Here is a 26,149-nt window from a genome sequence, read left to right on the forward strand (position 1 = left end):
ACCTTCTTATTTGGCACCTGCCTTGCCAAGTTTATACCTTTTAAGATTGATGCAAAAGAAAGATCCCGATACTTCGGAATCGAATGTGTTTATTAGATTTCTTTATGCAAATGATTCATACCTTCTTGTTTGGCAACTGCCTTGCCAAGTTTATACCTTTTAAGATTAATGCAAAAAAAAGATCCCGATACTTCGGAATCGAATGTGTTTATTGGTGGAGCTTATCGGGATCGAACCGATGACCCCCTGCGTGCAAGGCAGGTGCTCTCCCAGCTGAGCTAAAACCCCATGTATATTTAAATTCGATGGTGGGCCTGAATGGACTTGAACCAACGACCTCACCCTTATCAGGGGTGCGCTCTAACCACCTGAGCTACAGGCCCGTTTCCATCGAATGCCCATATATAATACCATGGGATATCTAATGTGTCAACAACTTTTTTTAAAAAAATAAAATTTTTTTGTTTTTTTTATAAAGTGTTAAAAAAGCCTATAACTAAAGGGTTTTTGACTACATAGAAGTATATCTTCTAACCGCAATTCTCCACATCATGAATAATTTTTTATATCTCATGTCTTGCATACCACATCTTATGGAAGTCTTTCAACATATTTGATGAGTTCTCCGTATTAGGTGGTATCATCCCCTACTAAGGTTATGCCATATTCTTCAGTTTCTCAGTGTCTTTAAATTTTGTATAGAAATGGGTCCTTCAACGCTGTTTAAAACAATATCCACTTTCTGAAAAACGTTAACCATATAATTTTACGTCTGGACATCTGCTCTTTATAAATTATGCGTAGCATGAATTCCATGTTACCCACATACTTTCCATAACAGCAACAAACCTACCAAAGTTGCTTTTCTTCTGTTCAAGAGTAGTGCCTTTTTTCTGTTAAAATCATTTCCATGTAAGAACCTTAAGAAAAGATTACAGTCTTAAAATTTAACATATGTTCTGTTTATTGCTTTTCATCGATTGCCCGCATATAATTATATTGTTAGACTTTGTTTTAAAGATAAAAAGGAATGAAACTATATGTCTTGTCCTAGCAGCAAAAAAACTGTTGATGTCTGATGGAAATCAAACAGATAAGTAAAATTGCTAGATTGTCCAATGAATTTATTAGTAAATGTATTATAATCACCAAACCAACAGTTGAATTTAGCATACTCAACCAATAGTTCGTGTTATAAAATAGAAAACACGTGTATTGTAATGGTGAAAGGAGAACGCTCAATGGATCAAATAAAAACAGGTAAGTTTATTGCGAGATGCCGCAAAGAGAAAAAATTAACACAAGCGCAACTCGCAGAAAGACTAAGCATTACAGACAGAGCTGTGTCCAAGTGGGAAACCGGTAAAAGTATGCCAGATTCATCTATTATGTTAGAACTCTGCAAATTACTTGGAATTACAGTAAATGAGTTATTGAGTGGAGAAAAAGTTACTATGGATAGTTTAGAAAGAAAAGCAGATGAAAATTTAATTGCTTTAAAAAGAAAGGACGAAAACAACATAGCAAAGAATGTCGTTATTTCAACACTATTTACAATAACACTTTTGATTGGAATGATGGTATGTGTTATTTGTGATATTACCATAACCGGTAATCTATCATGGTCCCTTATTTCCATGACTTCTATTGTGTTTGTATGGGTTATATCTTTTCCAAGCATTATGTTTGGCAAAAAGGGTATCGTAAAGAGCTTAATATCACTTAGCGTTTCAATCATACCGTACCTATATTTGCTTAGCCGAATTTTAAAGGTGAAAGAGTTGTTCCCACTTGGAACAGCGATATCATTGATTATTCTTGTGTTTTTGTGGATAATGCTTGCGGTCATTTATCGTATCGGCAAAACAAGAAAATTAATTGCTCTTGGAACAATTACATTATTAGCTATACCATTAGTGGTTATTATCAATGTTTTACTTTTTAAAACAACAGAAACGCCTCTCTTTGATGTTTGGGATTTTATGGCAATCTTCCTATTGCTAATAATAGCGATTGCTTTATTTATCTATGACTATGTAGAGAAAAAAGGGTTGCTGAAAAGTAAATCAAAAAGCGCTTAATAGATACGGCTGTTTTGAAATTATTATCAAAACAGCCGTTTCTTTTTATTATATATCAAATGAACAATATCGATAGGCATGCGCATTGATTTTACATATACGCATTCCTATTTTTTTGCTTCAATGTCCTAAACTTATCAGAATGATAGTTTGTTCTGTACTTGTTGCATAAGCAATGCTTTCGCACGCTTAAAATGCATGAATTGATAAGTAACTTTTCAAAAGGAAAAAGAATTATGCATAAAAAAACGTGATATAATGAGCACAAAAACAATGGTATTTTAAAGGAAGATGAATATGAAAAAAGAATTAAAACAAATCTTATTTATTTGTGTCTTTTTGATTGTTGGTTGTATAATTGGTTATTTCTTCGCAATCTATCAAATAAATCAATATAAAGATCCTACGTTTATGGCACTTTTAGCCAGTCATAATATGTCTTCTTCAGAGCCTATAGGACTAACGAAGAGTATTATCAATTTTGGTTGTCTTTTAGCAGGGATAGCTATTGGGGGTATTTTTTATAATAGTATTGCAAAAAAATGGTTAACCCCGATTGCTCCTAAAATTTTTATAGGATTTATTACATTTCCATTTTACACATTGGCTGGAATAATTGGGTTCATCCCATTTATTATTTATAAAAGTATTATTCTATTTAGAAGCGACACATGCTAATAGTTAAGTTTTCTCATTTATATCATTCCTACCTTTAAGTTTTTGTTTGCAATCCTGTCTTATAACTAATGCTATGTTAGTTAAATATTCTCATGTCGCTGTAATACCAAAGATTTTTTCCACTTTACACCATGCTTATAATAGTGAACTACAATAAAAAATCGAAATATTCTACGATACTATTGCATAAACATTGTGCTACTTTTTCTTGATAAGAAGGACTTTTTAAATTGCTGCGATCTTCTGGATTTGATAGGAAGCCACATTCAACTAAAGAACCGATTTTTTTCGCATTGTTTAACAAATAATAATCTCCTGGTTTAGCGCTCATCTTTGTTTGCGTTAATACTTTAAAATGCTTTTGGATGAGCTTAGCAAAGGTTTCAGAGACAGCATTCCCTTTTTGATAGAATGCCTGTGCTCCGTGTACACTGTTATTTGGATAGGAATTCAGATGCACACTTAAAAAAACATCGACCTTATCTGCATTGATGATCTCCATACGTTTCTTCATGTCTTCCCGTTTGCGATTACTCGCGTTAGCACTAGCCAAGTCATATTTTCCATCTCTTGTTAAAATAACTTCTGCGCCTTTTGTTTGTAACTGTTTTTGAAGTTTTTTTACGATACTTAAATTGATATCTTGTTCTTTTTCATTTTCACAGCGTGCCCCATCATCCTTGCCCCCATGACCGGCATCCAAGACAACGACCACGCCATCTAATACTTTCCTATCTTTTTCTGCTTCTACATTTACAAGATGTGTATGAAATACCGATGTGATCAGTAAGGTCAATATCAGACCTAGTCCCAAAAACATTTTTCTTTTTTTCATTCTCTCACCAATACAGTGTATGAGGTCAAGGCTAGAAAAAGAGCTGTTCCAGTAAAATTAATAATTTTCCACACCTTATTCGTTTTTTTAACCTTTTAAAAGAAAAGTATTGCTAAAAATTCACATAAAAATAAAAATAGCGGTATAATAAATAAAGATTATATGGGAGGTAAAGATGCTATGATGAATCAGCATTTCACCTATCAGGATGTTTTAAATCATTCAAAAGACTTTGTTCATGCATTGATGAATCGCGATATCATCATGTTTCAATATTTATTAGATGATGATTTTGTCTGGATTGGTGATTATACGAACCAATATATCAGTGGTAAAGAAGCCTTTATCCATGTATTAAAAAACGTTGAAGTTAGCGGACAGCTGCATATATCTCATGAAGAATACACCCTGTTGACACAAGAAGAAAAAACATGGGTCGTGTATGGAAGATTTTGCGCGACCGCAACATTGCCGACAACCAAAGTGATTTCAACTATCATTCATTTTACTTTTATCTGGCAATTAAACAAGCAACAAAAATTGCATCTCATCCACGCACAGGCATGTCATGTAAACACGCCGGCTTCCAACAATGAGCAAAAAAAGAAGCTGTATTTTTATAAAAACGGTACCAGCGCACACGAAGATACCATACGATTAGAGAACCCTATGAATAAGATTCGCATCAAGGACATGCATCATCAACTACATTTCTTGTCTCCAATGGAAATTCTTTATATTGTATCGAATAATAAGTTATGTACCATTTATACAGCAGAGGAATCCTTTGTGACAAGGATGACCTTACGTGAATTTGATCATCCTCTATTCTTACGAATTCATCGCAGTTATTTAGTAAATCGCCACTATATTAAACAGATACATCGCTATTGTGCAACTTTAAGTAATGGTACGAAGCTGCCTATTGGCAAACAACGCTATATGGAACTGCAAATGCAGTTATGGAAAGAAAATTAAAAAAGGGAAGATTGAAATTGCCCCATTTCATTTGGATATCCAAACTTTGGAGTTTCTTTCAGATTCCCTTTTTTTGTACTATTACAGTCCTGCTTTTTCAGTAATAAAACTCATCCATTTATCACGTTTCATCATGGAAATTTTATCGGTCGTTATCTTTCCGGTTTCCATATCTTCATGAGTAATGGAAATACCGATTGGCATAAAGCCCTGTGAGCATTTTTCCAATTCTTTAATATTTTTATACGGAATTACGATATCAGCATTTAATAGTCCTGTCACAATAATCAAGCGTTCTTCTGTAAAATATGCCCATCCTTGTTTCCATTTGCCCATTTTGCCAATTAAGCGTTCCACATAACTTGCTTGTAAAAAATCAATTAAGGTATCCTGTTCATCCATCAATTTGGCTTCTACAAGCTTTGCTTTTTGTTTTTCTAATTTTGCGTCGTTCATAGGTTCTCCTTTCCAAATCTTCTGAATATAGTTTTGCGGTTATAGTATACCATAAGAATTATACATTTTCTTGTAAGATATTACTTTTTTTACTTAACGCATGTGTGCATTTAGATACGGAAGATGCTACGTAAACGGTGCTGAATTTCATAACAGCAAATTAGATTATTGCGTAAATAATATTTTTTAGGAATCATATGTAAAAAGTAACTGTCAACACCCATTATAAGGAAATACATAGATATAAAGATAAAGACAGTTAATAAAAAACCAATCCTTTTCTAAATTTGCCTATTTTATAAGTTACTTTTTATGATAGGAAATATTAAGATAGAATTCTTTGCTTTTATAAGGGCAAATGCAAAAAAGTCATAAAAAAATGCAAGAGATCTCAATTTTTTTATTTTTTACACACATAAGAAAGGAGAGCTCTTGCATCTTCAGTATAGCGTAAATGTGAAAATTCGTCCATATTCTTTGGAAACTTCATGAAAAAACTTGTGTTCTTTTGAGGAATCTATGGGTTTCATGGATAAATGACCACGATGTGTATCCCTATTTGCATACGTTGTAATGGAGGTGGTTGATTTGCCACAAGGATATTTACGTATAGAAGTCTATAATGAACAATCCCTGCCAGTCAGCAATGCGACTGTCACCATTTTTAATGGTAATCTTATGGTACGACAAGTCGTATGTGAGAAAACAGATGCAATGGGGCGATGTAAAGAAATTGCGTTAGAAGCGCCACATCCTTCCTTATCCCAACAAAGTACCACAGCAAGACGTCCCTATTCCACATACAGTGTTGAAGTAAGTCATGTGGAATATGATACTGAAGTCGTGCACAATGTACAGATCTTTGCGGATATTGGATCAACGCTTACCGTGATTTTAAGAGAAAAGAAAGGAGAAACGCCAGGGCGTAATGAGAATGATTTAGGCGAACATAAATTATTTACTGGCACAGGAAGAACGTATGCTTGAGGAAATCATCATACCCAGAACAATTACAGTACATCTGGGCAGACCGAATACGGCAGCTGAAAATCTGACGGTAGATTTTGTATATTATTTGAAAAATGTCGCATCCTCAGAAATCTATCCGACCTGGCCATATGAGGCCTTGCGAGCTAACATCTGGGCACAGATGTCACTGGTGTTGAATCGTGTATATACAGAATGGTATCGTGGTCGTGGCTATCCCTTTGATATCACCAATTCAACAGCTTATGATCAGGCTTTTGTGAAAGGACGTAATATTTATGACAGTGTCGCAGCTGTTGTTGATGAAGTTATTGGTCAATTCCTGCAAAAGCCATATTTCCGTGAACCTTATTATGCAGAATATTGTGATGGTAAGATTGCTCAATGCCCTGGCATGAAACAATGGGGTACACTTGATTTAGCAAATCGCGGCTTTGATTCTACGCGCATTATTCGTTATTACTATGGCGATACGATGCAATTTCGCGAAACGGATAATGTACAATATATCACACCCTCCTATCCCGGTTATGCGCTAAGAAGAGGCTCTCAAGGACAAAATGTCTTCATCATACAGGAACTGTTGAATGGCATCGCTGTCAATTATCCAAATATTCCCCTTATCTATCCACCGGATGGTATCTTTGGAGAAGTAACAGAACGCGCTGTCAGAACTTTCCAACAACAATTCAATTTGAGTGTAGATGGTATTGTCGGTCAGACAACATGGAATCAGATATCTCGTATTTATGTGGCTGTAAGAAAATTAGCTGAATTAGGCAGTCTTGGCAGACCACAGGGTTATTTTACCGGTTTATGGACAGGCCGCGTATTGCGGCGGGGAGATGTCGGTATTGAGGTGCAGCAACTACAGTATTTCTTATCTGTCATTGCCCAAACTTATACCAATATCCCCCCTGTTGATATCGATAGTCGTTTTGGGGCCGGATTGGAGCGATCCGTGCGAGCTTTCCAAAGAGAATTTGGATTAGCACAAGATGGTCTTGTCGGACAAGTAACTTGGAATACCATTTATGAAACGTATATTGCATTAACCCAATAATCGATTTTTTGTCGATATCCGTAGGAAAGGGGTTTGTCTCATCTATGTTCATAAAGTGTATACACCTTTATAAACAAAAAAGAAGGTTCTAGTTAAAAGAATCTTCTTACATAGCACTACATTATTAGCATCCCCTGCACATAGAATATACTTTACAAATAAGATAATAATTGTTTCACAAAAGCTGTTTTAGGATGCTGACGAATGTGTTGTGCGGTATCGAATTGTTCGACACATCCATCTTTCATCACCATGACGCGCTCTCCTAAATATAAAGCTTCTTTGATATCATGCGTCACAAATACCAGAGTGAAAGGATCGACAGCATGTATTCTTAACAACTCTTCTTGCAAGGTATGTCGGGTTATTTCATCTACGGCGCCAAAAGCTTCATCCATCAAAACAACCTTAGGATCTGCCGCTAATGCTCTAGCAATGCCAACACGCTGTTTCTGTCCACCACTTAATTCATCAGGATAACGTGTTAATAAAGTAGCATCCAAATCAACTATATGCAGTAATTCTTCCACACGCTGCTGCATGCGTATGGCATCCCATTTCTTTAAACGTAATACATAAGTAATATTGTCATAAATCGTCATATGCGGAAATAGGCCAATGCTTTGAATGACATAACCGATACTTTGACGTAAGAGGTTGGCATCCATGGTACTGATATCAATGCCATCGATTTGAATACTGCCTTCATCCGGCAGAATAAGAGCGTTTAACAGCTTAAGTAATGTTGTTTTACCACTGCCACTGCCACCGATGATACTGATGCGTTCATGAGGTTGTATCGTAAAGGAAACATCATGCAATACGATTGTCTCTCCATAGGCTTTTTTCACATGGTTACAAATGATTTCACTCATGGTTCTTCACCTCCAACAGACCTTTTTTTATGAGAAAGGCGCGTGCAACATCCGCCTCATTCTTTTTCTGGGTTTCTACTTCATGATTCATTGCGGCCATTTCTTTTTCACTGATCAGATTATTCATCAGCATCAGCACTTGGCGTAATTCAGGATATTTTTTTAAGGTATCCTGACGAATGATTGTTCCTGCATAATAAGTTTGGAAAAAATGTTTATCATCCTGTAGCAATACGATATTAGGACTACTTAAACGCCCATCTGTCGTAAAGGCAATAATGGCATCCGTCTCGCCATTTTCTAAGGCATCATATTTTAAGCCGATATCAAGATCCCTCGTCTTTTTAAAGTGAAATCCATAAGCCATCGTTAATGCATCATAGCCATCCTCACGCTCATAGAAATCATATTCCCCGCCAAAAGAGAGTTTATGTGAGACAGCCGCCAAATCAGAATACGTTTTTAAATGGTACGTATCTGCCAATTTTTTAGTTACTGCGATTCCATACGTATTATTGAAGCCATATAAACCTACCCATTCCATATGATAGTTTTTTTGATATTGCTGATTGAGTTCTTTGAATAAGGTAGCATCATCCGGCAGTTCTTTTTCTTTTAAGACAAAGCTCCATGAGGTTCCTGTATATTCCGGATACAAGTCAAAATCTCCTTTGACCATTGCCGGATGGATGTTGCTAGTACCGCCGCCGACACCTTTTGTGATTACTACAGAAATTCCAGTACGATCTTCAATAAGCTGTTTCAGCATTTCCCCGATAATAAATTCTTCGCTCATCGGTTTCGTTGCCAGATGAAGCACTTCTTTTTTATGTGGTGTATAAAAGAGGCCAGCGCTAAGCGCGATGAAAACAGCCAAAATACTTAGCATAACACGATGCTTCGTTTTTTGTGTATGCCGGCGATTGCGCAAAAAGCGTTCCATACAGCCGATCAAAATATCACAAAGAAAGGCTAGTAGAGCAACCGCCAGACTACCGGCAATCGTCATCGTCATATTGTTCGTAGTAATTCCACGATAAATCGCAACACCGAGTCCTCCAGCTCCGATAAAGGATGCAATACCGGCCAAGGCAATTGTCATAACGGTCATATTTTTAAAACCCGATAACATAACCGGCATTGCTAAGGGCAGTTTAATCTGAAATAGAATCTGTTTTCGTGTACTGCCCATTCCTCGGGCAGCTTCTATGATATCTGCATCTACATTTTCCAAGCCGGTAAAGGTAGCGCGTATAATCGGCAATAAAGCATAAATAGTCAAAGCGATGATAGCACTTTTATTGCCGATACCACTAAAGGGAATGAGAAAGCCCAACATAGAAATTGAGGGAATTGTATAAAGAAAGCTGACAAGTCCCAAAACAATGGGGGATAAACGTTTCTTTTCATGAATAAAAATGCCAAGAGATACACCAATCATCGTTGCGGCGATGATAGCAATAACGGCAATCTGCAAATGTTCAATAATCAATGGAACAATAAAATCGTAGCGGGTTCGGTAAAATTCCCATAAGCTTTCAATCATACCTTTTCTCTCCTTCGTTAAGAAAGAGGCATTGTCAGAGCAGATAATCCATAAAATACAGATCTATACGTTGTCCTAATGGATTTCTTCTGTAAGAATGCTCTCTTGTTTTTTGTGTCATCAGGTGGTTTCACCTGTTTGTCTAGGACTTTTAGAAGTATCGTTTCTTCCTTAAGTTTTTAAACAGCATGTTCTTGTTCATTTAAATAATCTTCAATATATTTGGAACAGGTTGCGCCATCACTGGCTGCAGTGATAATCTGTCGAAGAGCCTTGCTACGTACATCACCGATGGCAAAGACACCTTCCACATTGGTTCGTGTGGATTCATCTGCAAGGATATATCCATTGTTATCAAAAGTCAGCTGTGCTTTGAATAGCTGTGCATCCGGGACACGTCCGATTGCCACAAAGATACCATCGCAGGAAAGCTCTTGTATCTCATGTGTAAGTAAATTTTCAATTTTCGCTCCGGTGACTTTTTTATCAGCGATAATATCAACGACTCGACTATCCCATAGGAAAGCAATCTTACTGTTTGCCAACTGTTTCTCATAAATCCGCGATGCTCTTAACTCATGACGGCGATGAATCAAGGTTACACGATGACAGATTTTGGATAAAAACAGAGCATCTGCAATGGCGGAGTTGCCACCACCGACAACGAGTACATCTTTCCCTTTATAAAGCATCCCATCACAAGTTGCACAATAAGCAATTCCTTTTCCACGCAGTTGTGCTTCTTTTGCCAATCCTAATTCTCTTGGATGAGCACCGGTAGCAATCACAACTGTTTTCCCATAGTAGTCAGCTTCTTCTCCGTGAATGATTTTTGGATTGTTTTTCAATTCAACCTGAATCACGGTATCATAAACTGTTTCCGCCCCAAACTTTTCGGCACCTTCCTGCATCTTTTCCGCCAGTTCAAAGCCATCAATACCATCGGTAAAACCAGGATAATTTTCCACAATGCCTGTAGTAGCCATCTGCCCTCCGGCTGATAATTTTTCAATAACTAAAACGCTTCGGGCATTTCGAGCAGCATATAGAGCAGCACTATAACCGGCAGGACCACCGCCGATAATGATAACATCATAAAGTTTCATATTGCTTTCCTTTCTTAAGCAATTAGCTTATGTTCTTTCAAAAAGGCCAGTACTTCATGTTTTGATTGTGGAGCTATCAAAGCATCTTGCGCCTTTCCATGATGTAAGAGAGCAAGTGTCGGTATGGTTTCAATGCCATAGGCTTCTGCCAATGTTTCAAATTCATCAATATTGATTTGTAAAATATCAAATGCTTCTGCATGTTCTTTAGCCACTTGTTTTAAAACAGGTGCTAAGCGTTTGCAATAGCCACACCATGGTGCCCAAAATTCGACAACTACTGTTTCACGTTCCTTAACTTCGTTAACGTTCTCGTTGGTGATTGTAATGAAACTCATATTGCTTTCCTCCTGGATCATATTAGATCTTATTGTTATTTGGATGTTAATGCGTAAATTGTGAATCATAAATTAAAACGTATTCTCTAAATAGGCAGCTTCTATGTTTTGATACAATTTTGCTTCTTCTTCACTTAAGAACAAGGTGTGATGCAACTGTGAAGAGTGTAGGACATGTGGCCCTGCGCATGCCCCATAGCCTTCGATATGAAAGGTATATGCTTGTTCATCACCTTGGATATGTACGGCTTTCCCCTGCATCAGATAACCTTGTACATAAAAATAAATAGTCGTTCCTTCTTTTAACATAAACTTCTCTTTTGCATGGCAGTTAACCATACAAGTTCTTCAACCAATTCTTCCATTTGTTGAAGAATTTCAACTTCACATATGCCATAACGCTCGGCCAAGGGCAACAGACGATTCGTTGCGACGTAGGTATGCTGATCTTCTTCCCAAATCGCAATTTTTAAAGGCAATTCTAATGCTATGGCTGCATTCTCCAGCATAAGCTTTGTCCCTATGCTGGGATTACCAAATACAATAACAATCGTTTCGGGCATTTCCATACCAACTGTTTTTGCGTTTTCCCCATGGTCGTAAACAGCAAATATAGGTATCTTTCTCTTCTTTAACACTTCTTTTAAGAAGTGTGCACATGTCTTTACAGAACATTCACTCTTCTTTACAAAGAGCTTTGCTTTATCTTCTTTCATTGGTATTCTCCTTTAACGCATACAACTGTTCCAGTTCCTTTACGACATCACAAATGGATATGGCTTTTAACTTCTCATAGCAGGTAGCTTCCATTGTTTCATATAGATCATCCATAACCTGTGCCATACCACTCGATACGATACATTTTAAATGCGCATTCCCACTGCGCCAGTTACTGTGAAAAATACGCATCTGTAAAGCATCATAGATTTGGCTTAAGGTCACTGTTTCATTTTGAATAGAAAAAGAATACCCTCCGCTTAATCCTTGCTTGGTATCAATAAGACCATAGGCTTTCAGCTTGGCCATCACTTTTCTGACCCTGACCGGATTCACACAAATATTTTCGGCCAGCTCTTCACTAGATATCAAACGCGGATGCTTTCTCAGATAAGCCATTGCATGAACAGCAATGATAAACTCACTTGGCATTCTCTCACCTCCAATTGTAACTTTTTATATTACACTTATAGGATAAACCGCTTTTCCCTATCCGTCAAATAAGAAGCCCTCTTCTTTTCATTGTAAAAAGAAAAGCATAAAAAAAACAGGAACATGTTAATTCCTGTTACGCTTTTTTGATAATGCATAAAACGATAGAAATCATTTATCATCCATCGATGTGTCTTCTTTATAATCTTTTACAATAGCTTTCCAACAATCCGCATTTGCGATGCCCAAACGCTCAGGATCAAAAACAGGATCTTTCCCCTGTTTTTTCTGTGCGCTATAATCTTTTAAACAGGTAATTGCAATCTTGCCCAGCAATAGGATGGCAATGATATTTACGATTGCCATAAAGCCCATAAGCACATCTGCTAGATCCCATATGGTCGAGAAACTAGCCTGTGCTCCAAAGAAGATCACAACAATCGCCAATATTCGAAAGATACATAAAGAACGCTTTGTATCCAAAATGAATTTCAAATTGCTTTCTGCATAGCAGTAATTCCCAATTAGAGAAGAGAAAGCGAATAAGAAAATCGAAATGGTGATAAAGTGGATTCCTGCCTGTCCGACTTCAGCAGATATCGCCTGCTGTACATAAGGCATTCCGGTCAAATTAGCATCACTACCATAATTCAACAGCATAAATGCGGTTGTCGTACATATAAGAATCGTATCAATAAAAACCGAAATTGTCTGCACTAGACCTTGCTTCACCGGATGTGATACATCTGCACTCGCGCCGGCATTTGGTGCTGATCCCATTCCTGCCTCATTAGAAAATAATCCTCTTTTGATACCATACATCACACAAGAACCGGCAAAACCACCCATGATAGCTTTCAGATCAAAGGCCTGTTCCATGATCATGCCAAAAATGGCAGGTAATTTCTGCACATTTGCCAAGGTGATATAAAGTCCCAATATGATATACAACAACGCCATAATCGGCACTACTGTAGAAGAGATGATACCGATACGATGAACACCGCCAAAAATAACCGCTGCTGTAGCGATAGCCAAAATAAGACCAATCACGACGGCTACTAGTTCTTGATCTTCAAAATAATACGATACGGCACTGCTCACATTATATGCCTGTAAAGGATTAAATCCGAAAATGAAACAGGCAATTAACAGTAAAGAAAAAACAACTCCCAGCCAGCGCTTGCCTAAAGCTTTCGCTATGTAATAAGCCGGACCGCCGCGATACTGTTCACCATCTTGTTCCTTATATACCTGTGCTAAGGTCGATTCCACAAAAGCACTCGCCCCACCTATCAAAGCCGTTACCCACATCCAAAAGATAGAGCCTGCGCCTCCAGCTGCTAACGCGGTAGCCACACCAGCGATATTGCCGGTACCGACACGCGATGCTGTTGAAATCATCAAGGCCTGAAAGGAAGATACCCCATCCTCTGTATGTGCTTTTTCCATCAATAAAGAAATGCCTTCTTTCAACAAGCGAAATTGCACGAACCGTGTCCGTATCGTGAAATATATTCCTGTACCAATCAATAACGCAAGTAAGATATTGCTATATAAAAATTCATTTACATTTGCCAGTACCATTTGTATTGTCAATGTGTTCACTCCTTCTTTTTGCTTTTGCATCCCATACCCTTTACGGCCATAAAAAAAGTGTGTTCATTTATCGCACGATTGGGTGTGTTTCGCACAGCCGTCTCATTATAACATACTTTTTTTCTACCGCCAAATGATTACTGATACACTCCTATAGTTAGATTGTCGAATACTTTCATGCTTATACCTAAAGCCCTATTGTTTTTTTCTATGAAAAGATAACTTATGGTATAATACGAAACAGTGAAGGAGTATTTGTCTATGTCTGTATATCTGATTCCCATTACTGCTGCAATGCTTATCTTTCCTTTTTTAGCAGCTCTTTTTACGATTCCCTATATCATCGTACAATACCGCCGTTATGGCAGTATCCTCTTTTTGCGTGTCTTGATTATCTATTCTTTTATCTTTTATCTACTTTGTGCGTATTTCTTAGTAAGCCTTCCTTTACCACCTATTGAAGAAGTACAGCATTACACCAAACCAATCATGCAGCTGATTCCTTTTAAATCCTTAATGGAATTTACAACATCAACCTCACTCGTCTGGAATGATCCCGCCACTTACTTAACTGCCTTTAATGAGCCTAGCTTATACTTAATCATCTTTAATGTTTTATTAACCGTTCCTTTCGGTGTATATCTGCGTTACTATTTTCAATATAGTTGGAAGAAAACGCTGCTTGGCAGTTTTATGTTATCCTTATCCTTTGAATGTCTGCAGCTAAGTGCACTATTTGGTATTTATCCACGTCCTTATCGTTTATTTGATGTGGATGATCTTATCACGAATAGTTTTGGCGGTATGTGTGGCTATGTTTTAACACCTATCTTTGTCCATTTCTTACCAACACGTTCAAAGTTAGATGAAGAAGCCTTCCAAAAAGGACAGCAGGTTACCTCAATGCGTAGAGTCGTTGCCTTCTTCAGCGATGTTCTATTTATCCTTATTGCTTCTTTTCTGCTTTATTATGTATGTACAAAATACTTTACGATTACAACTTTCCTTCAAACACTCCTTGTTTTTTATGGCTGTCTTGTGTGTTCTGTTACCCTACTATTGTTTATTTTGCCTATTTTTACCAAAGGCTGGACCTTCGGTAAGGCCTTAGTGAAGATAAAATTGGTGAATGAGGAAGATGAACGACCAAAATGGTATCAATATTTTCTACATTTCTTTCCTCTGTATCTATTTATATTGCCAATACCATTAATGTTATTGATGCTGTTTGATATTTATTTTTCCATACCTTCCACCTATCAGATTTGCATATTGGCATTGGCTGTGCTGCTATGCGCATTCTATTTGGTTTCCCTAAAAACAGGCATTCATATGCTCTTTCATCATAATAAAACAGCCTATTTTGAACGCCTTGTGAAATTAAAAAATCACTCTATGATTCAAGTTACTACAAAAGCCGCTGTGCAAGAAACTAAGATAGAGACCGCAAACACAGAAGAAGTTGCTGAAGAAAACATAGAAAACACACTATAATCAAATTCGTTAGAAAAAAGCAGATAACTGCTTTTTTCTATATTTGATCAATATGAAAAGACAAGGGTAAAAGCCATGTCATCATCTTTTATCTGCGCATAGATCTTACCACCCATCTTATGCATGAAATAGATAAACCTAACCACAACCTAGTTTGTTGGTTAGCACCATGATCAAAGCTATCGAACTTGTGGTGTCTAAATATAATGCTAAAAGTATGATGAATCTTTTGATACTACCGGAAGAAACTTTATGTTTCGCAAAAAAAAGTCACATATGCATGCAACTCTTAGCTTTCTATGATCTTACAGACATCAACCCATGTAGCGTTTCCAATTAATTCAGCGAGTTCTTCACAGGTTAAACGAATGGCTGAATTAGCACTGCCACATGCTGGATAGACATGCGCAAAACGTTTTAATGATACATCTAAATACACCTTGGTATCCTGTGGTATTGCAAAAGGACAGACACCGCCAATCGCATGATTGGTATATTTCTCCACATCCTCTCCTCGCAACATTTTAGCTTTTACTCCAAAACATTCCTTAAACTTATGATTATCGACCTTTGTATCGCCTGCACATACCACGATGAGTGCTCCATCACTCCCCATAAAAGACATTGATTTTGCGATATGAGCAGGTTCTGTGCCTAACGCAGCAGCTGCTAATTCCACCGTTGCACTTGATGTATCCAGTTCAATGATATCCTGTTCTCTTCCATAAGTTTTTAAATATTCGCGTACAAGTTCAATTGCCATTTTGCTATCCTCCTTAATATTCCACACCTTTACGTGGTGCCTGCTGTTTTTGATAGGGATGCTTCTCCAGCTTCATCTGGGTTATATAATCCCCACATGCGAGAATGTTCTTTGATGGATTGCGCCCCGTTAGTATAATTTCACGCGCTTTGTTTGCGTTCAGAAAGGCAAGCATTTCAATTTCCTGAAGAATCCCCAACTGCAATGCATCCAAAGCTTCATCCAGAAGAATGCAAGCATATTGTGCAGCTGTTTGTTCCGCCGTTTCAAACAAGGCATGCTGAGATAAGGCCGTTGTTACGCGCATTTCCTGCCCCATCTGATAGTAAAACAATTTTGGCATAGGAGAATACAAGCAGGTCACAAGTGGCTGCTGTTTAAGAAAGGATATCTCCCCACTCTTGCCATCCTTAAGAAACTGTACAACAAGCACTTTTTGTGCATGACCCAGCTGGCGCATCACCAATCCTAAAGCAGCTGTTGTTTTTCCCTTACCATCCCCATGATAAATATGCAGCATGCTGTAACACCTTCTTTCTGTTTGTGTATTAGTATAGCACAGAGTTGGCTATCTGTCTTAGAAGATTCAGATATTACTGAATATTTTTACATTTTATAACAATAAATGTAAGCGCAATGCATTTATTTGCAAATATTTTCATGAAAATGTTGATTTTACATACAAAAGAAGGTATCATCATAACTATAATATGGAAAAGAAAAGAGGAGAAACAATGAAAAAATTAATGGGAATTCTCGCTGTCTGTCTGCTCATCAGTGGATGTGGCACAAAAAACGAGGAAACAAAACCAGAAACCGCCAAAACGTACAAAATAGGTATCGTTCAACACATGACACACCCGGCTTTGGATAGTGCCAAAGAAGGTTTTACGAAATATCTCAAGGGGAAAGGCATTCAAGTTGAATTCGTTGAAAAGAATGCCCTAGGTGATACAGCCACAAACGATATTATCACAAAACAATTCGTCTCTGATGATGTCGATTTGATTTATGCCATTGCGACACCTTCTGCATTAGCTGCGGCGAATGCAACCGTAGGCAAAGACACACCGGTAGTTTTTAATGCGGTAACGGATGCCGTAGATGCCAAGCTGGTAAAAAGCAATGAAGAACCGGGAGCAAATATTACTGGTGTATCAGATGCAGCACCTTTAGAAACACAAGTCAAACTCATTCGCACCTTCTTACCAAAAGCTAAAAAAATTGGTATGATCTATAATATCGGTGAGCCAAATGGTAAGTTACAGGTAGAACAAGTTGAAAAAATGGCACCTGATTACGGCTTTACCGTAGTAAAGAAAGGTATTTCTCAAGCTTCTGAAATTACAACAGCGGCACAACAGCTGGCAAGTAGCTGTGACTGCATTTATAACATCACAGATAACTCTGTCGTAGCTGCCACCGCAACCATTACGGATAAGGCAACGAATGCCAAAATCCCGGTATTTGCGGCAGAAGATGGACAAATGAAATCAGGTCTTTTGGCTAGTGATTCCATCAGCTATGAAAAACTAGGAGAACAGGCTGGTGCTATGGCTTATGATATTTTGGTAAATGGAAAAAAACCATCTGCTATCCCTGTTGAAACAGCGAAAGAAACCAAACTGATGATTAATAAAAAAGTTGCCGAAAAACTCCAAATCAACATTCCTGATGATTTGGCAAAACGTGCGACCTTCATTGAAGAATAAGGTGATGATATGGATTTCTTACTAGATGTAGTGGCACAAGGCCTTGCCTATGGCATATTGGCCATCGGTGTGTTACTGACCTATCAAGTATTGGATTATGCGGATTTGACGGTTGAAGGAAGCTTTCCCTTAGGCGCAGCAGTAGGAGCAATCTTTATTACCCAAGGATGGAATCCTTTTGTTGTCCTCATCGCTGCTTTCATTGCCGGGGTACTAGCTGGTTATGCGACCGGAATCCTCCATGTGAAATTTCGCATATCCTCCTTATTAAGCGGTATACTGGTCATGACTGCTTTATACTCTATCAACCTTATTGTCGCAGGTAACTCCAGTCTGATTCCTTTATTCTCTTATGATACGATATTTACCTATGGAAATGCAATTGCGGATATGGTAGGCGGCACCATGGGAGAGTGGATCATGAAACTTTGGCCTGTAATCATTCTCCTTGTACTGGTCCTCCTTATGAAGCTGCTAATAGATTGGTTCTTACAAACCAAATATGGATTCTTAATGAGAATAGCCGGAGATAATCCACAATTGATTGCCACCTTAGGAAAAGATATCGGTTGGATCAAAATGAATGGACTGGCCTTAAGCAATGGGTATGCCGCCGTTTCCGGTGCTTTAATTTCACAGTTTCTGCGCTCCTTTACCGCAGATCTGGGTACTGGCATGATTGTCTTAGGCTTAGCCAGCGTCATCATGGGAATCACCTTATTTAAACGCTCCCGCTTCATTGGCTTTACCACCAGCGTTGTGCTTGGTGCCATCGTTTATCGTTTTGCCATTGCCGCTGCCTTAAATGCCGGATTTCCATCGACGTATCTGCGTTTGATCATGTCGATTATCTTCATCCTGGTATTGATTCTTGGCAATGGAGTGATGGCAAAATTCTTTCATCGCTCGATAAAAAATTGAAGTGACGATATGTTAAAATTAGAACACATAAAAAAGACCTTCAACAAAGGAAGTGCAAATGAGGTCGTTCTGTTTACAGATTTGAATGTTGCAATTGAAGATGGAGAATTTGTGACGATCATCGGTTCCAATGGCAGTGGTAAATCTACTTTCTTTAATATCATTAGTGGCAATATCCTGCAAGACAGTGGAAAAATCAGCTTTCAGAAGCAAGATATTTCCAAGGTTCCCGAACATAAACGCTCCCAATATATCGGACGTGTTTTTCAAGACCCGCAAAAAGGAACAGCACCTTCTTTAACCATCTTACAAAATATGGCGATGGCTTATAATAAAGGGAAAGCCTTTGGTTTAACAAAAGGTGTTGATCGTTCCTTAATCCCTTTATTTAAGGAAGAATTAACAAATATGCAATTAGGCTTAGAAGATAAGCTGGAAGTCTTAGTAGGCGCTTTATCCGGTGGGCAGCGCCAAGCTTTATCCTTATTAATGGCAACCTTAATTAAACCGGAAGTACTACTATTGGATGAGCATACGGCTGCACTTGATCCCAAAACAAGTGATTTGATCATTCATCTGACAGATAAAATCGTAAAAGAAAAGAAGATGACGACGATTATGATCACTCATAATCTAAAACATGCCATCACATATGGAGATCGTTTATTAATGTTCCATAAGGGAGATATCATATTAGACATTAAAGGTGAAGAAAAGAAAACCTTAACTGTTGAGAAATTGATAGAGAAATTTAACTCTTTAAATATGATTGATGCCCTAGATGATGAATTAGCATTCAGTGTCCAATAAAAATAAGAGTATTAGCATATAAAAAACGGCTGTTTTTAAAGTGAAAAGAACCCTTTCCTTTGGTTATTCAAAGAATTGGGTTTCCTTCACATAGCGACAGCCTTTTTCTATATGCAGTAAGGTTATCCTTACGGTTTTACTTTTAGAAAACCATCCTATATTCGTAAGCGTATAGCTAAGCCCCTATTTCACCGTCATATGCATGGTACTTCATTTATTCAGAAAGTATTAAGGTTTTAGAAAGAAAGCGTTACCTTTTTCGTAAGTATTCTTCGTTATACTTTAACTTAACGAAGGAGATGAAATTATGCGTAAGAAAACTTTAAAATACATGATTGTAGCGGTTGGAACTTTGCTCATTGCCACACGGCTATTCCAACAGAAAGCTCCTGCCTATGATAAGTGTGAAGTCATCCTTGATGCAGGGCATGGCGGACAGGACAGCGGTGCGGTGTATGGTGGATTCATGGAGAAAGATTTTAATCTTGAAATGGCACATGAAGTGCGCCGATGCTTAGAGCAAAAAGGAATTAAAGTTCATATGACACGCTATAAAGATGAAGCCTTAGGTGAAAATGAACTTAGCGATTTAAAGCGTCGGGTACAACTTGCCAATCATACTTCCTGCAAATACTTTGTTTCCTTGCACGCGAACGCCTCGAACAATCATCTGGCACATGGCTTTGAAATCTATACAAACAAAAAAGGAACTGCTTTAGCAAACGCTGTATCTGCTGCTCTAGCTACACAAAAAGACATCCGCAATAATGGTGTATTTGATGGTAATCGTTTGTATGTAGTACGCAATACCTTAATGAATTCCATCCTAATTGAAGTCGGTTATCTAGATCAAACAACAGATAAACAAATTCTAAATCATCCCGACAAACGAAAAGCTCTTGCCAAACTGATTGCTGAAGGCATTTTCCAAGAAATGAAGAATTGCGATTAGGCGAAACGATCTAACGCCATATAAAAAAAATACATAGCATAAAAAAAGGAGAAACGCTTCTCCTTAATCTCTATGCGGTGTATCTATGCGAGCAAAGAAGCTCAAGGCGTATAAACCACATACACCTACAACTGCATAGATGATTCTGGATAATACAGATCCTGTTCCAAACAAGGCATCTACCAGATTAAAATCTAAAAATCCAATAAGACCCCAGTTAACAGCTCCTACAATTACCAGAGAAAGAGCTATATAATTCAATGCTTTCATGTTTATTCAGCCTCCTTGTTCATAGTATGCTCAACACATCCCTTTTCATACATCATCAAATTGCGGTTATTTTGGCAATACCTTTTTCATAAATTTCTGTTATGATTAAGGCAGAAGATAAGAAAGCTGGTGTCATCATGCAAAAACTTGAGGCAAAGACAAGAATCCTCTTCACGGAAGGAACCGATCCACGCGTTTTACATGCCGCCCAAAAATTAATTGATAAAAACGTGCTACACCCGATTGTTTATGGAAAACGGGATCGCATTAAAGAAGTAGCGAGTAAAGAACATTTAGATATCCGTAAACTGGAAATCCTTGATCCGGATGCGTTTGCCGATAAAGAACAGATGCTATTGCGAATGCTGGAACTGCGCAAAGGAAAAGCAGATCGCAAAATGGCAGAGGAATGGATACAAAAGGATACGTATTTTTGTACAATGTATGTAGAAATGGGGTATGCCGATGGCTTACTTGGCGGTTCTACCAATTCTACTGCAGATACCTTACGTCCCATTATGCAATTGGTAAAAACGAAGCCCGGTTGTAGTTTTATGTCCAGTTGTTTTCTAATGCTAAAAAAAGAACAGCGCCTAATTTTTGCAGATTGTTCCATGAATCGCAATCCCAATGTTGATCAATTGGTGGAAATCACATTGCAAAGTGCTGAAAGTGCAAAAGCTTTCGGCTTAACGCCAAAAGTGGCACTCCTATCCTATTCTAGTAAAGGAAGTGGCAGTGGTATTGATGTTGACCTGGTACGTGAAACCGCCATACGTCTTTCTCATATGCCCTTGGATTATATTGTCGATGGTGAGTTACAGGTAGATTGTGCATTAAACCCTCAAGTGGCAGAGCTAAAGGCACCTAACAGCCCCATCAAAGGAGAAGCCAATGTACTGATCTTTCCTGATTTGAATTCCGGCAATATCGGATATAAGCTTGTTGCTAATTTAGGAGGCTATGAGGCATTAGGACCTATTTTGCAAGGCGTTCGTTTGCCAATGAATGACTTATCCCGTTCTGCCAGCATAGATGAAATATATAAAATGGCAATCATTACCGCTATGCAAAAAGAACGTTGATGATTTCCCGAAAAATTATAATGAGCACTTGAAAGATAATAGAATTTCAAAACACGTTTTTATGCACTCTGCCAAGCTTGATCAAAATGCTGAAATAGCAACATTAATTATGCTTTCGATAAATCAGAGAATTATCGTCATGTTCATTGCGAAATGTTTAACTAAAAACATAAAAGAAAGCCAGACCAAAGTCTGACTTATCATAACCTGTGGACAATGTTATTCTCCCGAAGGACCGTTTTTAGGTTCCCTTTCATCAGGATAATACTTTAGATTGGCATTGGTCCACTGATTATTACCGGCATCCTTTTTGGCCGGTTTTTTATTTGTGGCTGGTTTTGCTTTCTGCTTTTTCATATTCTCACCTCAGTCGCTAGTAGCGTGGATGCTTATCGCTGATTCTATGTATATAGCTAACAAAAAAAATGACACAAAGCATAACCGTCAGAGCACAGACACAAAATATCCATTTCAATGCGATATAATCTGCCAAAGGTCCAAACACTACAGTGCCTAAAGGCAACGCACAGGCATTTATGATCTGTACGGCACCAAATACCCTACCTTGTAAGAAAGATTCTACATGCTCTTGCAGATACGTTTGATAAGACGTTTGAAAACAAGGCATACATATGCCTATCAGAAAATTAGCACCTAAATACACTGCAAAATTAACGGCCATTCCTAATACCAACATGAATGCACCATAAACAAAAGTTGAGTATAGCAGCATTGTAATATGCCTTTGGCGATGTCCCCAGATGCTCATCAAGACACCGCCAACAACAGCACCTAAGGCAAACAGCATTTCGCTGATAGAAAGAGCATATACGGTTCCATGAAAATTACGTGCAACCAATAACGGTGTCATAAAAGCAGCAGGTGATATAAATACCATAACAAAGAAGATAAAGAGCAGCAGCTTAGACAGCATGTCATGATGTCTTATATACTGCCATCCTTCTTTCATCATCTGCATCGTCTTTTTCTTGTTTGCGTTTAGCTTTTGTGAATCCACCCTTACCAACAGCATAATGCCATTGCCAATGAGGGCAGTTATCACATCAAGGAAAAAAGCTATTTCTAATGGCATAAGTGTTAACAGCAGCCCACTGATGATAGGAGATAAAAACATCATCAGCGAATTAATAACACTATATATACTATTTATCTGCAGTAAATGCTCCTGTGGCACTAGCTGTGGCAATAAAGCATTTACAGCCGGCATTTGGATACCACTTCCTGCAGAGCGGATAAGTAAAACAACATACAGCATCCACATTTCCTGATAGCCTGTTAAAAAAGCCATAGCGACGATCCATGTGGAAAACGCAATTATACCATCGCTCCACATAATCAAATTACGCCGCGAAAAACGATCTGCTAACACCCCTGCAAACATGGATATCAACATTTGCGGAACATAACCACAAATCGTAGCAACACTCATCATAACACCGGATTTGCTTTGCAGAGTAATTTGCCAGATGATTGCAAATTGAACGATACTGGATCCAAATAATGAAATTGTTTGGGCACTTAAAAATTTAATACTATTCTGTTTCCATAATTGCATAATCATACTCCCTTTTTATAAGATACAAAACATAAAGAAAAGACTTCGCCTTGTTAAAAAAATTCGCGTAAGTCTTTATCATGTGAAACAGCATATTATTTTTATATGACGAAAAAAACAAAGAACTTTGTTTATTGACCGATACTATCTATTTTTAAGACAACGGCTTCGCACAACACTGTTTTCACTGCGAAGCCCTCTGCTCTTCGATGCTTTTTGAATACCCGATACAGCATTCTGCTCACCGCCTTTCTTTTTTATTATAAAGATAATTTTTATCCTCGTCAATCAAGGTTTTGCACTTTCAATAAACCAGCGAGTTCTCTCTAGAAATAAATTACGTTCAACCCCTGCTATACGACAGCGGTATAAGATGCCACATCCTCCTACCTGTGATGCTGACTTGCGGATTTCCAATACCCGATCAATTGGATATTCCATGCCATTGTCCCATATCATGACCTTGGGTATCAGATTGCCATAGCGATCATGTAAAGTCAATACATCCACATAGCGCTTATACAGTTTCATCATACTTAAAAGAAGGATACCGGATGAATCACATGTTCTTCCTTAGGATTAAATTCTGAGAGATCCGGTGTCAGCAACGTTACACAGCGTCGCACTTTCGCAAAACCAAAACGATTGCGTATCTGATCAATACTGATTTCTAATTGCTTCTGGCGCTGTCGCTCTTCTTCACTGGTAAATAAATTTAATTGTGTAAGTGCTTGATCATCCTCAATGCCACTTACACTTACTCCTATTGTTCGCAACGGTTGTTCAAAAGTATAATTTTCTTTTAATAACTGCAATACGACCGGCATGATTTCCTGTGCAATATTGGTAGCTTGCATGATCTTACGCTGTCTTGAAAACCAGGATAATTCTTTATTGCGCAAAGAAATGCTGATTACATTTCCCCTCAATCCACTGTCACGCATTCTTGAAGCTACGGATTCAACTAAAACATAATAAATAATCTTCGCTTCCTCAAAGGTATTGATATCTCTTGGAGCCGTAATGGCATTCCCTACGGATTTTACCGGCTCTTTCGCTCCACTCAACGCCACTTCGGAAATATCTTCGCCATTCGCAAACCACCAGATAAGCTCTCCCATCTTGCCAAAATGATCTTTCATCCATCCCTTTGATAAATTAGCCAAATCACCAATCGTATCAATACCATAATAACGCAGTTTCTTTTTGGTAGCTCTGCCCACATAAAATAAATCTTCTACCGGCAATGGCCAAACCAGTGTCTGATAATTATCCTTGCGAATTTCCACAAGTCCCATTGGCTTTTGCATATCGGAACCAAGTTTCGCAAAAATCTTATTATAACTGACTCCGATGGAAACACTTAATCCTATTTCCTGCCATACTCGCTTCTGAATCTCTTGCGCAATCGCTTTTCCGCTGCCAAATAAAGAAATCGATTGTGTCAAATCAATCCATGCTTCATCTAAACCAAAAGATTCCACTTTATCCGTGTATTCCCGATAAATGTCCTTTACCTGCTCCGTATAATACATATAAGCTTCATAATCCGGATGTATGATTTTCAACTGCGGACATTTTGCATAAGCCTCTCGTAAAGATTCACCTGTTTTAATATGATAAGCTTTTGCCATATCATTCTTTGCTAAAATTATGCCGTGGCGAGCCTCTTCATGACCACCGACCGCCATCGGTATCTTTCGCAGCTCCGGATGTCGCATTTCCTCAATTTGCGCATAACAATGGTTGATATCGCTGTGTAAAATCACACGTTCCTGCATATTATCCCGCCTTTCGCATTTATTATACCTCTTTTGTTCCACTTTTCAATAAAATTTGGAACATTGGATAACTTTTCCTCTGATTATTATATCAAGTGTTCCAAAAACTTGTCGCAAATGAAAAATTATGATAAAATAAAGTAAAGTGAGGTGCACGCTATGACATTAAGTGAACTGATTCGTTATTATCGCGCTAGTGAGCATCTGAGTCTGGAAGCTATAGGAGATTATGTCGGTGTAGCAAAATCCACTGTTAAACGGTGGGAATCCGGAGAATCAAAAAACATACCTCAGGCGAAACTGGAAAAACTCTCGGAATTATTTGGCATTAATGTAGAGGCATGCCTAAACAACCAGATAAAACCTATTTTGGGATATGTGAAAGCCGGTTATGATTTATTTGCACAAGAAAATCTACTTGGTTATGAAGAAGTGACACGCAAAGAAGCCAGACAAGGTGATTATTATTTAAAAGTACAAGGGGATTCCATGAACGGATCGCGCATTTATGATGGAGATTTGGTTTATGTGAAAAGCTGTAGCGATGTCAATAGTGGAGAGATTGCTGTTGTTTTAGTCGATCGACAAGAAGTTACGATTAAAAAGATTATTAAAAAAGAAGACTCTTTACTATTAGTCGCTAGCAATCCTACTTATGAACCTCGTTTATTTCACGGAGAAGATCTTCGCAACGGACGTATTCAAATCTTAGGCAAAGTGCTCCACTCAAAAATACAATTCTAAATTTCCTATACATATAGTATAACTACCGTATAAAGCAGTTACCTCTTGTCAATAATCTAAACAGGAGGTTTTTATTATGTATGCAATTCGCAGTAAACGCACCCATCGTTTTTTTGCAGGCGTAGATACACATACTGGCATTCACAGCTCTCACCATCTGCGCATGGATGAAATTCCCCTTTTATTTCTAAATGAAGAGCTTGCCCGCATTGAATTATTAATGCATCACATGAGCCCTTCCGCTTATGATATCGTAAAAATAAAGCTGGAAATTGAAGAGCCGATTTCCTCATAGAAGAGGCTGTAACGAAATAGACTGAATTGACAAGTCTATGAGGTTACACCTCTTT

At 38.0% G+C, this 26,149-nt stretch carries 30 protein-coding genes and 2 tRNA genes; 13 read left to right on the forward strand and 19 right to left on the reverse strand.

Annotated elements, in window-relative coordinates; genetic code table 11:
* Positions 1-212: 212 nt before the first annotated feature.
* Both LI241_RS13215 and LI241_RS13220 read right to left on the reverse strand, forming a co-directional pair.
* Positions 213-288 (reverse strand) — tRNA-Ala (locus LI241_RS13215).
* Between the two features lie 18 nt (positions 289-306).
* Positions 307-383, reverse strand: a tRNA-Ile gene (locus LI241_RS13220).
* Positions 384-1,241: 858 nt separating this feature from the next.
* Here LI241_RS13220 and LI241_RS13225 point away from each other — a divergent pair.
* Positions 1,242-2,081, forward strand: coding sequence for a helix-turn-helix domain-containing protein (locus tag LI241_RS13225; RefSeq protein ID WP_008689963.1), 840 nt, complete (start codon positions 1,242-1,244; stop codon positions 2,079-2,081).
* Positions 2,082-2,378: 297 nt separating this feature from the next.
* Complete coding sequence (locus tag LI241_RS13230; protein ID WP_008689964.1) at positions 2,379-2,759, forward strand: hypothetical protein; 381 nt, start codon at positions 2,379-2,381, stop codon at positions 2,757-2,759.
* A gap of 148 nt (positions 2,760-2,907) precedes the next feature.
* On the opposite strand, the gene LI241_RS13235 is transcribed toward LI241_RS13230, so the two are convergent.
* Complete coding sequence (locus LI241_RS13235; protein WP_017144549.1) at positions 2,908-3,594, reverse strand: N-acetylmuramoyl-L-alanine amidase; 687 nt, start codon at positions 3,592-3,594, stop codon at positions 2,908-2,910.
* A 180-nt stretch (positions 3,595-3,774) separates the two neighbouring features.
* On the opposite strand from LI241_RS13235, the gene LI241_RS13240 reads away from it, so the two are divergent.
* Entirely contained in the window at positions 3,775-4,572 is a 798-nt protein-coding gene (locus LI241_RS13240; RefSeq protein WP_008689966.1) for a LytTR family DNA-binding domain-containing protein, read from the forward strand.
* 81 nt (positions 4,573-4,653) lie between these two features.
* On the opposite strand, the gene LI241_RS13245 is transcribed toward LI241_RS13240, so the two are convergent.
* The gene (locus LI241_RS13245; RefSeq protein WP_008689967.1) at positions 4,654-5,028 is read right to left on the reverse strand and encodes a hypothetical protein; all 375 of its coding nucleotides are present in this window, start codon (positions 5,026-5,028) and stop codon (positions 4,654-4,656) included.
* A 579-nt stretch (positions 5,029-5,607) separates the two neighbouring features.
* Here LI241_RS13245 and LI241_RS13250 point away from each other — a divergent pair.
* Complete coding sequence (locus LI241_RS13250) at positions 5,608-6,015, forward strand: carboxypeptidase regulatory-like domain-containing protein (protein WP_227151363.1); 408 nt, start codon at positions 5,608-5,610, stop codon at positions 6,013-6,015.
* Positions 6,008-7,078 carry a peptidoglycan-binding protein gene (locus tag LI241_RS13255; protein ID WP_008689969.1) on the forward strand — a complete coding sequence of 357 codons (1,071 nt, stop codon included), beginning with the start codon at positions 6,008-6,010 and terminating at the stop codon, positions 7,076-7,078. The genes LI241_RS13250 and LI241_RS13255 overlap by 8 nt, the downstream gene beginning before the upstream one ends.
* 152 nt (positions 7,079-7,230) lie before the next feature.
* Here LI241_RS13255 and LI241_RS13260 read toward each other — a convergent pair whose 3' ends face one another.
* The 8 genes from LI241_RS13260 to LI241_RS13295 form a co-directional block, all read right to left on the reverse strand.
* The gene (locus tag LI241_RS13260; RefSeq protein WP_008689970.1) at positions 7,231-7,953 is read right to left on the reverse strand and encodes an ATP-binding cassette domain-containing protein; all 723 of its coding nucleotides are present in this window, start codon (positions 7,951-7,953) and stop codon (positions 7,231-7,233) included.
* A complete protein-coding gene (locus tag LI241_RS13265; RefSeq protein ID WP_008689971.1) occupies positions 7,946-9,499 on the reverse strand; it encodes a glycine betaine ABC transporter substrate-binding protein in 1,554 nt (517 codons plus the stop codon). Before LI241_RS13265 ends, LI241_RS13260 begins: the two co-directional genes overlap by 8 nt.
* Positions 9,500-9,678: 179 nt before the next feature.
* Positions 9,679-10,605, reverse strand: coding sequence for a thioredoxin-disulfide reductase (trxB, locus tag LI241_RS13270; protein ID WP_008689972.1), 927 nt, complete (start codon positions 10,603-10,605; stop codon positions 9,679-9,681).
* Between the two features lie 14 nt (positions 10,606-10,619).
* Positions 10,620-10,943 carry a co-chaperone YbbN gene (locus LI241_RS13275; protein WP_008689973.1) on the reverse strand — a complete coding sequence of 108 codons (324 nt, stop codon included), beginning with the start codon at positions 10,941-10,943 and terminating at the stop codon, positions 10,620-10,622.
* Positions 10,944-11,015: 72 nt separating this feature from the next.
* Entirely contained in the window at positions 11,016-11,252 is a 237-nt protein-coding gene (locus LI241_RS13280) for a hypothetical protein (RefSeq protein WP_008689975.1), read from the reverse strand.
* Complete coding sequence (locus LI241_RS13285) at positions 11,246-11,659, reverse strand: DUF302 domain-containing protein (protein ID WP_008689977.1); 414 nt, start codon at positions 11,657-11,659, stop codon at positions 11,246-11,248. Before LI241_RS13285 ends, LI241_RS13280 begins: the two co-directional genes overlap by 7 nt.
* Positions 11,646-12,092, reverse strand: coding sequence for an Rrf2 family transcriptional regulator (locus LI241_RS13290; RefSeq protein WP_008689978.1), 447 nt, complete (start codon positions 12,090-12,092; stop codon positions 11,646-11,648). Before LI241_RS13290 ends, LI241_RS13285 begins: the two co-directional genes overlap by 14 nt.
* 171 nt (positions 12,093-12,263) lie before the next feature.
* On the reverse strand, positions 12,264-13,721 hold the full coding sequence (locus LI241_RS13295; protein ID WP_008689979.1) for a sodium:alanine symporter family protein: 1,458 nt from the start codon (positions 13,719-13,721) through the stop codon (positions 12,264-12,266).
* Positions 13,722-13,952: 231 nt separating this feature from the next.
* On the opposite strand from LI241_RS13295, the gene LI241_RS13300 reads away from it, so the two are divergent.
* Positions 13,953-15,185, forward strand: coding sequence for a VanZ family protein (locus LI241_RS13300; RefSeq protein ID WP_008689980.1), 1,233 nt, complete (start codon positions 13,953-13,955; stop codon positions 15,183-15,185).
* Between the two features lie 289 nt (positions 15,186-15,474).
* On the opposite strand, the gene LI241_RS13305 is transcribed toward LI241_RS13300, so the two are convergent.
* On the reverse strand, positions 15,475-15,948 hold the full coding sequence (locus LI241_RS13305; protein ID WP_008689981.1) for a YbaK/EbsC family protein: 474 nt from the start codon (positions 15,946-15,948) through the stop codon (positions 15,475-15,477).
* Between the two features lie 13 nt (positions 15,949-15,961).
* Positions 15,962-16,468: a cob(I)yrinic acid a,c-diamide adenosyltransferase gene (locus LI241_RS13310; protein WP_227151362.1), complete on the reverse strand. Its 507-nt coding sequence runs from the start codon at positions 16,466-16,468 to the stop codon at positions 15,962-15,964.
* Between the two features lie 214 nt (positions 16,469-16,682).
* Between LI241_RS13310 and LI241_RS13315 the strand changes: the two genes are divergently transcribed.
* The 4 genes from LI241_RS13315 (at position 16,683) to LI241_RS13330 (ending at position 20,343) form a co-directional block, all read left to right on the forward strand.
* Positions 16,683-17,660 carry an ABC transporter substrate-binding protein gene (locus LI241_RS13315; protein WP_117548370.1) on the forward strand — a complete coding sequence of 326 codons (978 nt, stop codon included), beginning with the start codon at positions 16,683-16,685 and terminating at the stop codon, positions 17,658-17,660.
* Positions 17,661-17,669: 9 nt separating this feature from the next.
* Positions 17,670-18,581, forward strand: a complete 912-nt coding sequence (locus LI241_RS13320) for an ABC transporter permease (RefSeq protein WP_008689984.1) — start codon at positions 17,670-17,672, stop codon at positions 18,579-18,581.
* 9 nt (positions 18,582-18,590) lie between these two features.
* On the forward strand, positions 18,591-19,391 hold the full coding sequence (locus LI241_RS13325; RefSeq protein WP_008689986.1) for an ABC transporter ATP-binding protein: 801 nt from the start codon (positions 18,591-18,593) through the stop codon (positions 19,389-19,391).
* A 307-nt stretch (positions 19,392-19,698) separates the two neighbouring features.
* A complete protein-coding gene (locus LI241_RS13330) occupies positions 19,699-20,343 on the forward strand; it encodes an N-acetylmuramoyl-L-alanine amidase (RefSeq protein WP_008689987.1) in 645 nt (214 codons plus the stop codon).
* 63 nt (positions 20,344-20,406) lie between these two features.
* Here LI241_RS13330 and LI241_RS13335 read toward each other — a convergent pair whose 3' ends face one another.
* Positions 20,407-20,613 carry a DUF378 domain-containing protein gene (locus tag LI241_RS13335; protein ID WP_008689990.1) on the reverse strand — a complete coding sequence of 69 codons (207 nt, stop codon included), beginning with the start codon at positions 20,611-20,613 and terminating at the stop codon, positions 20,407-20,409.
* A 101-nt stretch (positions 20,614-20,714) separates the two neighbouring features.
* Here LI241_RS13335 and pta point away from each other — a divergent pair, with 101 nt between their 5' ends.
* Entirely contained in the window at positions 20,715-21,698 is a 984-nt protein-coding gene (gene pta, locus LI241_RS13340) for a phosphate acetyltransferase (RefSeq protein WP_008689991.1), read from the forward strand.
* 219 nt (positions 21,699-21,917) lie between these two features.
* Here the strand turns inward: pta and LI241_RS13345 are convergent, their stop codons facing one another.
* The 4 genes from LI241_RS13345 to dinB form a co-directional block, all read right to left on the reverse strand.
* Entirely contained in the window at positions 21,918-22,055 is a 138-nt protein-coding gene (locus tag LI241_RS13345) for a hypothetical protein (RefSeq protein WP_008689993.1), read from the reverse strand.
* A 16-nt stretch (positions 22,056-22,071) separates the two neighbouring features.
* Complete coding sequence (locus tag LI241_RS13350) at positions 22,072-23,274, reverse strand: MFS transporter (protein WP_008689996.1); 1,203 nt, start codon at positions 23,272-23,274, stop codon at positions 22,072-22,074.
* Between the two features lie 288 nt (positions 23,275-23,562).
* Positions 23,563-23,808 carry a hypothetical protein gene (locus LI241_RS13355; protein ID WP_008689998.1) on the reverse strand — a complete coding sequence of 82 codons (246 nt, stop codon included), beginning with the start codon at positions 23,806-23,808 and terminating at the stop codon, positions 23,563-23,565.
* 2 nt (positions 23,809-23,810) lie between these two features.
* Positions 23,811-25,055: a DNA polymerase IV gene (gene dinB, locus LI241_RS13360; protein ID WP_008689999.1), complete on the reverse strand. Its 1,245-nt coding sequence runs from the start codon at positions 25,053-25,055 to the stop codon at positions 23,811-23,813.
* A 159-nt stretch (positions 25,056-25,214) separates the two neighbouring features.
* Here dinB and LI241_RS13365 point away from each other — a divergent pair, with 159 nt between their 5' ends.
* Positions 25,215-25,799 carry a LexA family transcriptional regulator gene (locus LI241_RS13365; RefSeq protein ID WP_008690000.1) on the forward strand — a complete coding sequence of 195 codons (585 nt, stop codon included), beginning with the start codon at positions 25,215-25,217 and terminating at the stop codon, positions 25,797-25,799.
* A gap of 76 nt (positions 25,800-25,875) precedes the next feature.
* Positions 25,876-26,094 (forward strand): hypothetical protein, encoded by a 219-nt coding sequence (locus LI241_RS13370; RefSeq protein WP_008690001.1) that lies wholly within the window; start codon positions 25,876-25,878, stop codon positions 26,092-26,094.
* Positions 26,095-26,149: the final 55 nt, after the last annotated feature.

The organism is Longicatena sp. 210702-DFI.1.196 (assembly GCF_020563125.1).
Taxonomy (GTDB): Bacteria; Bacillota_I; Bacilli_A; order Erysipelotrichales; family Erysipelotrichaceae; genus Longicatena; species Longicatena caecimuris.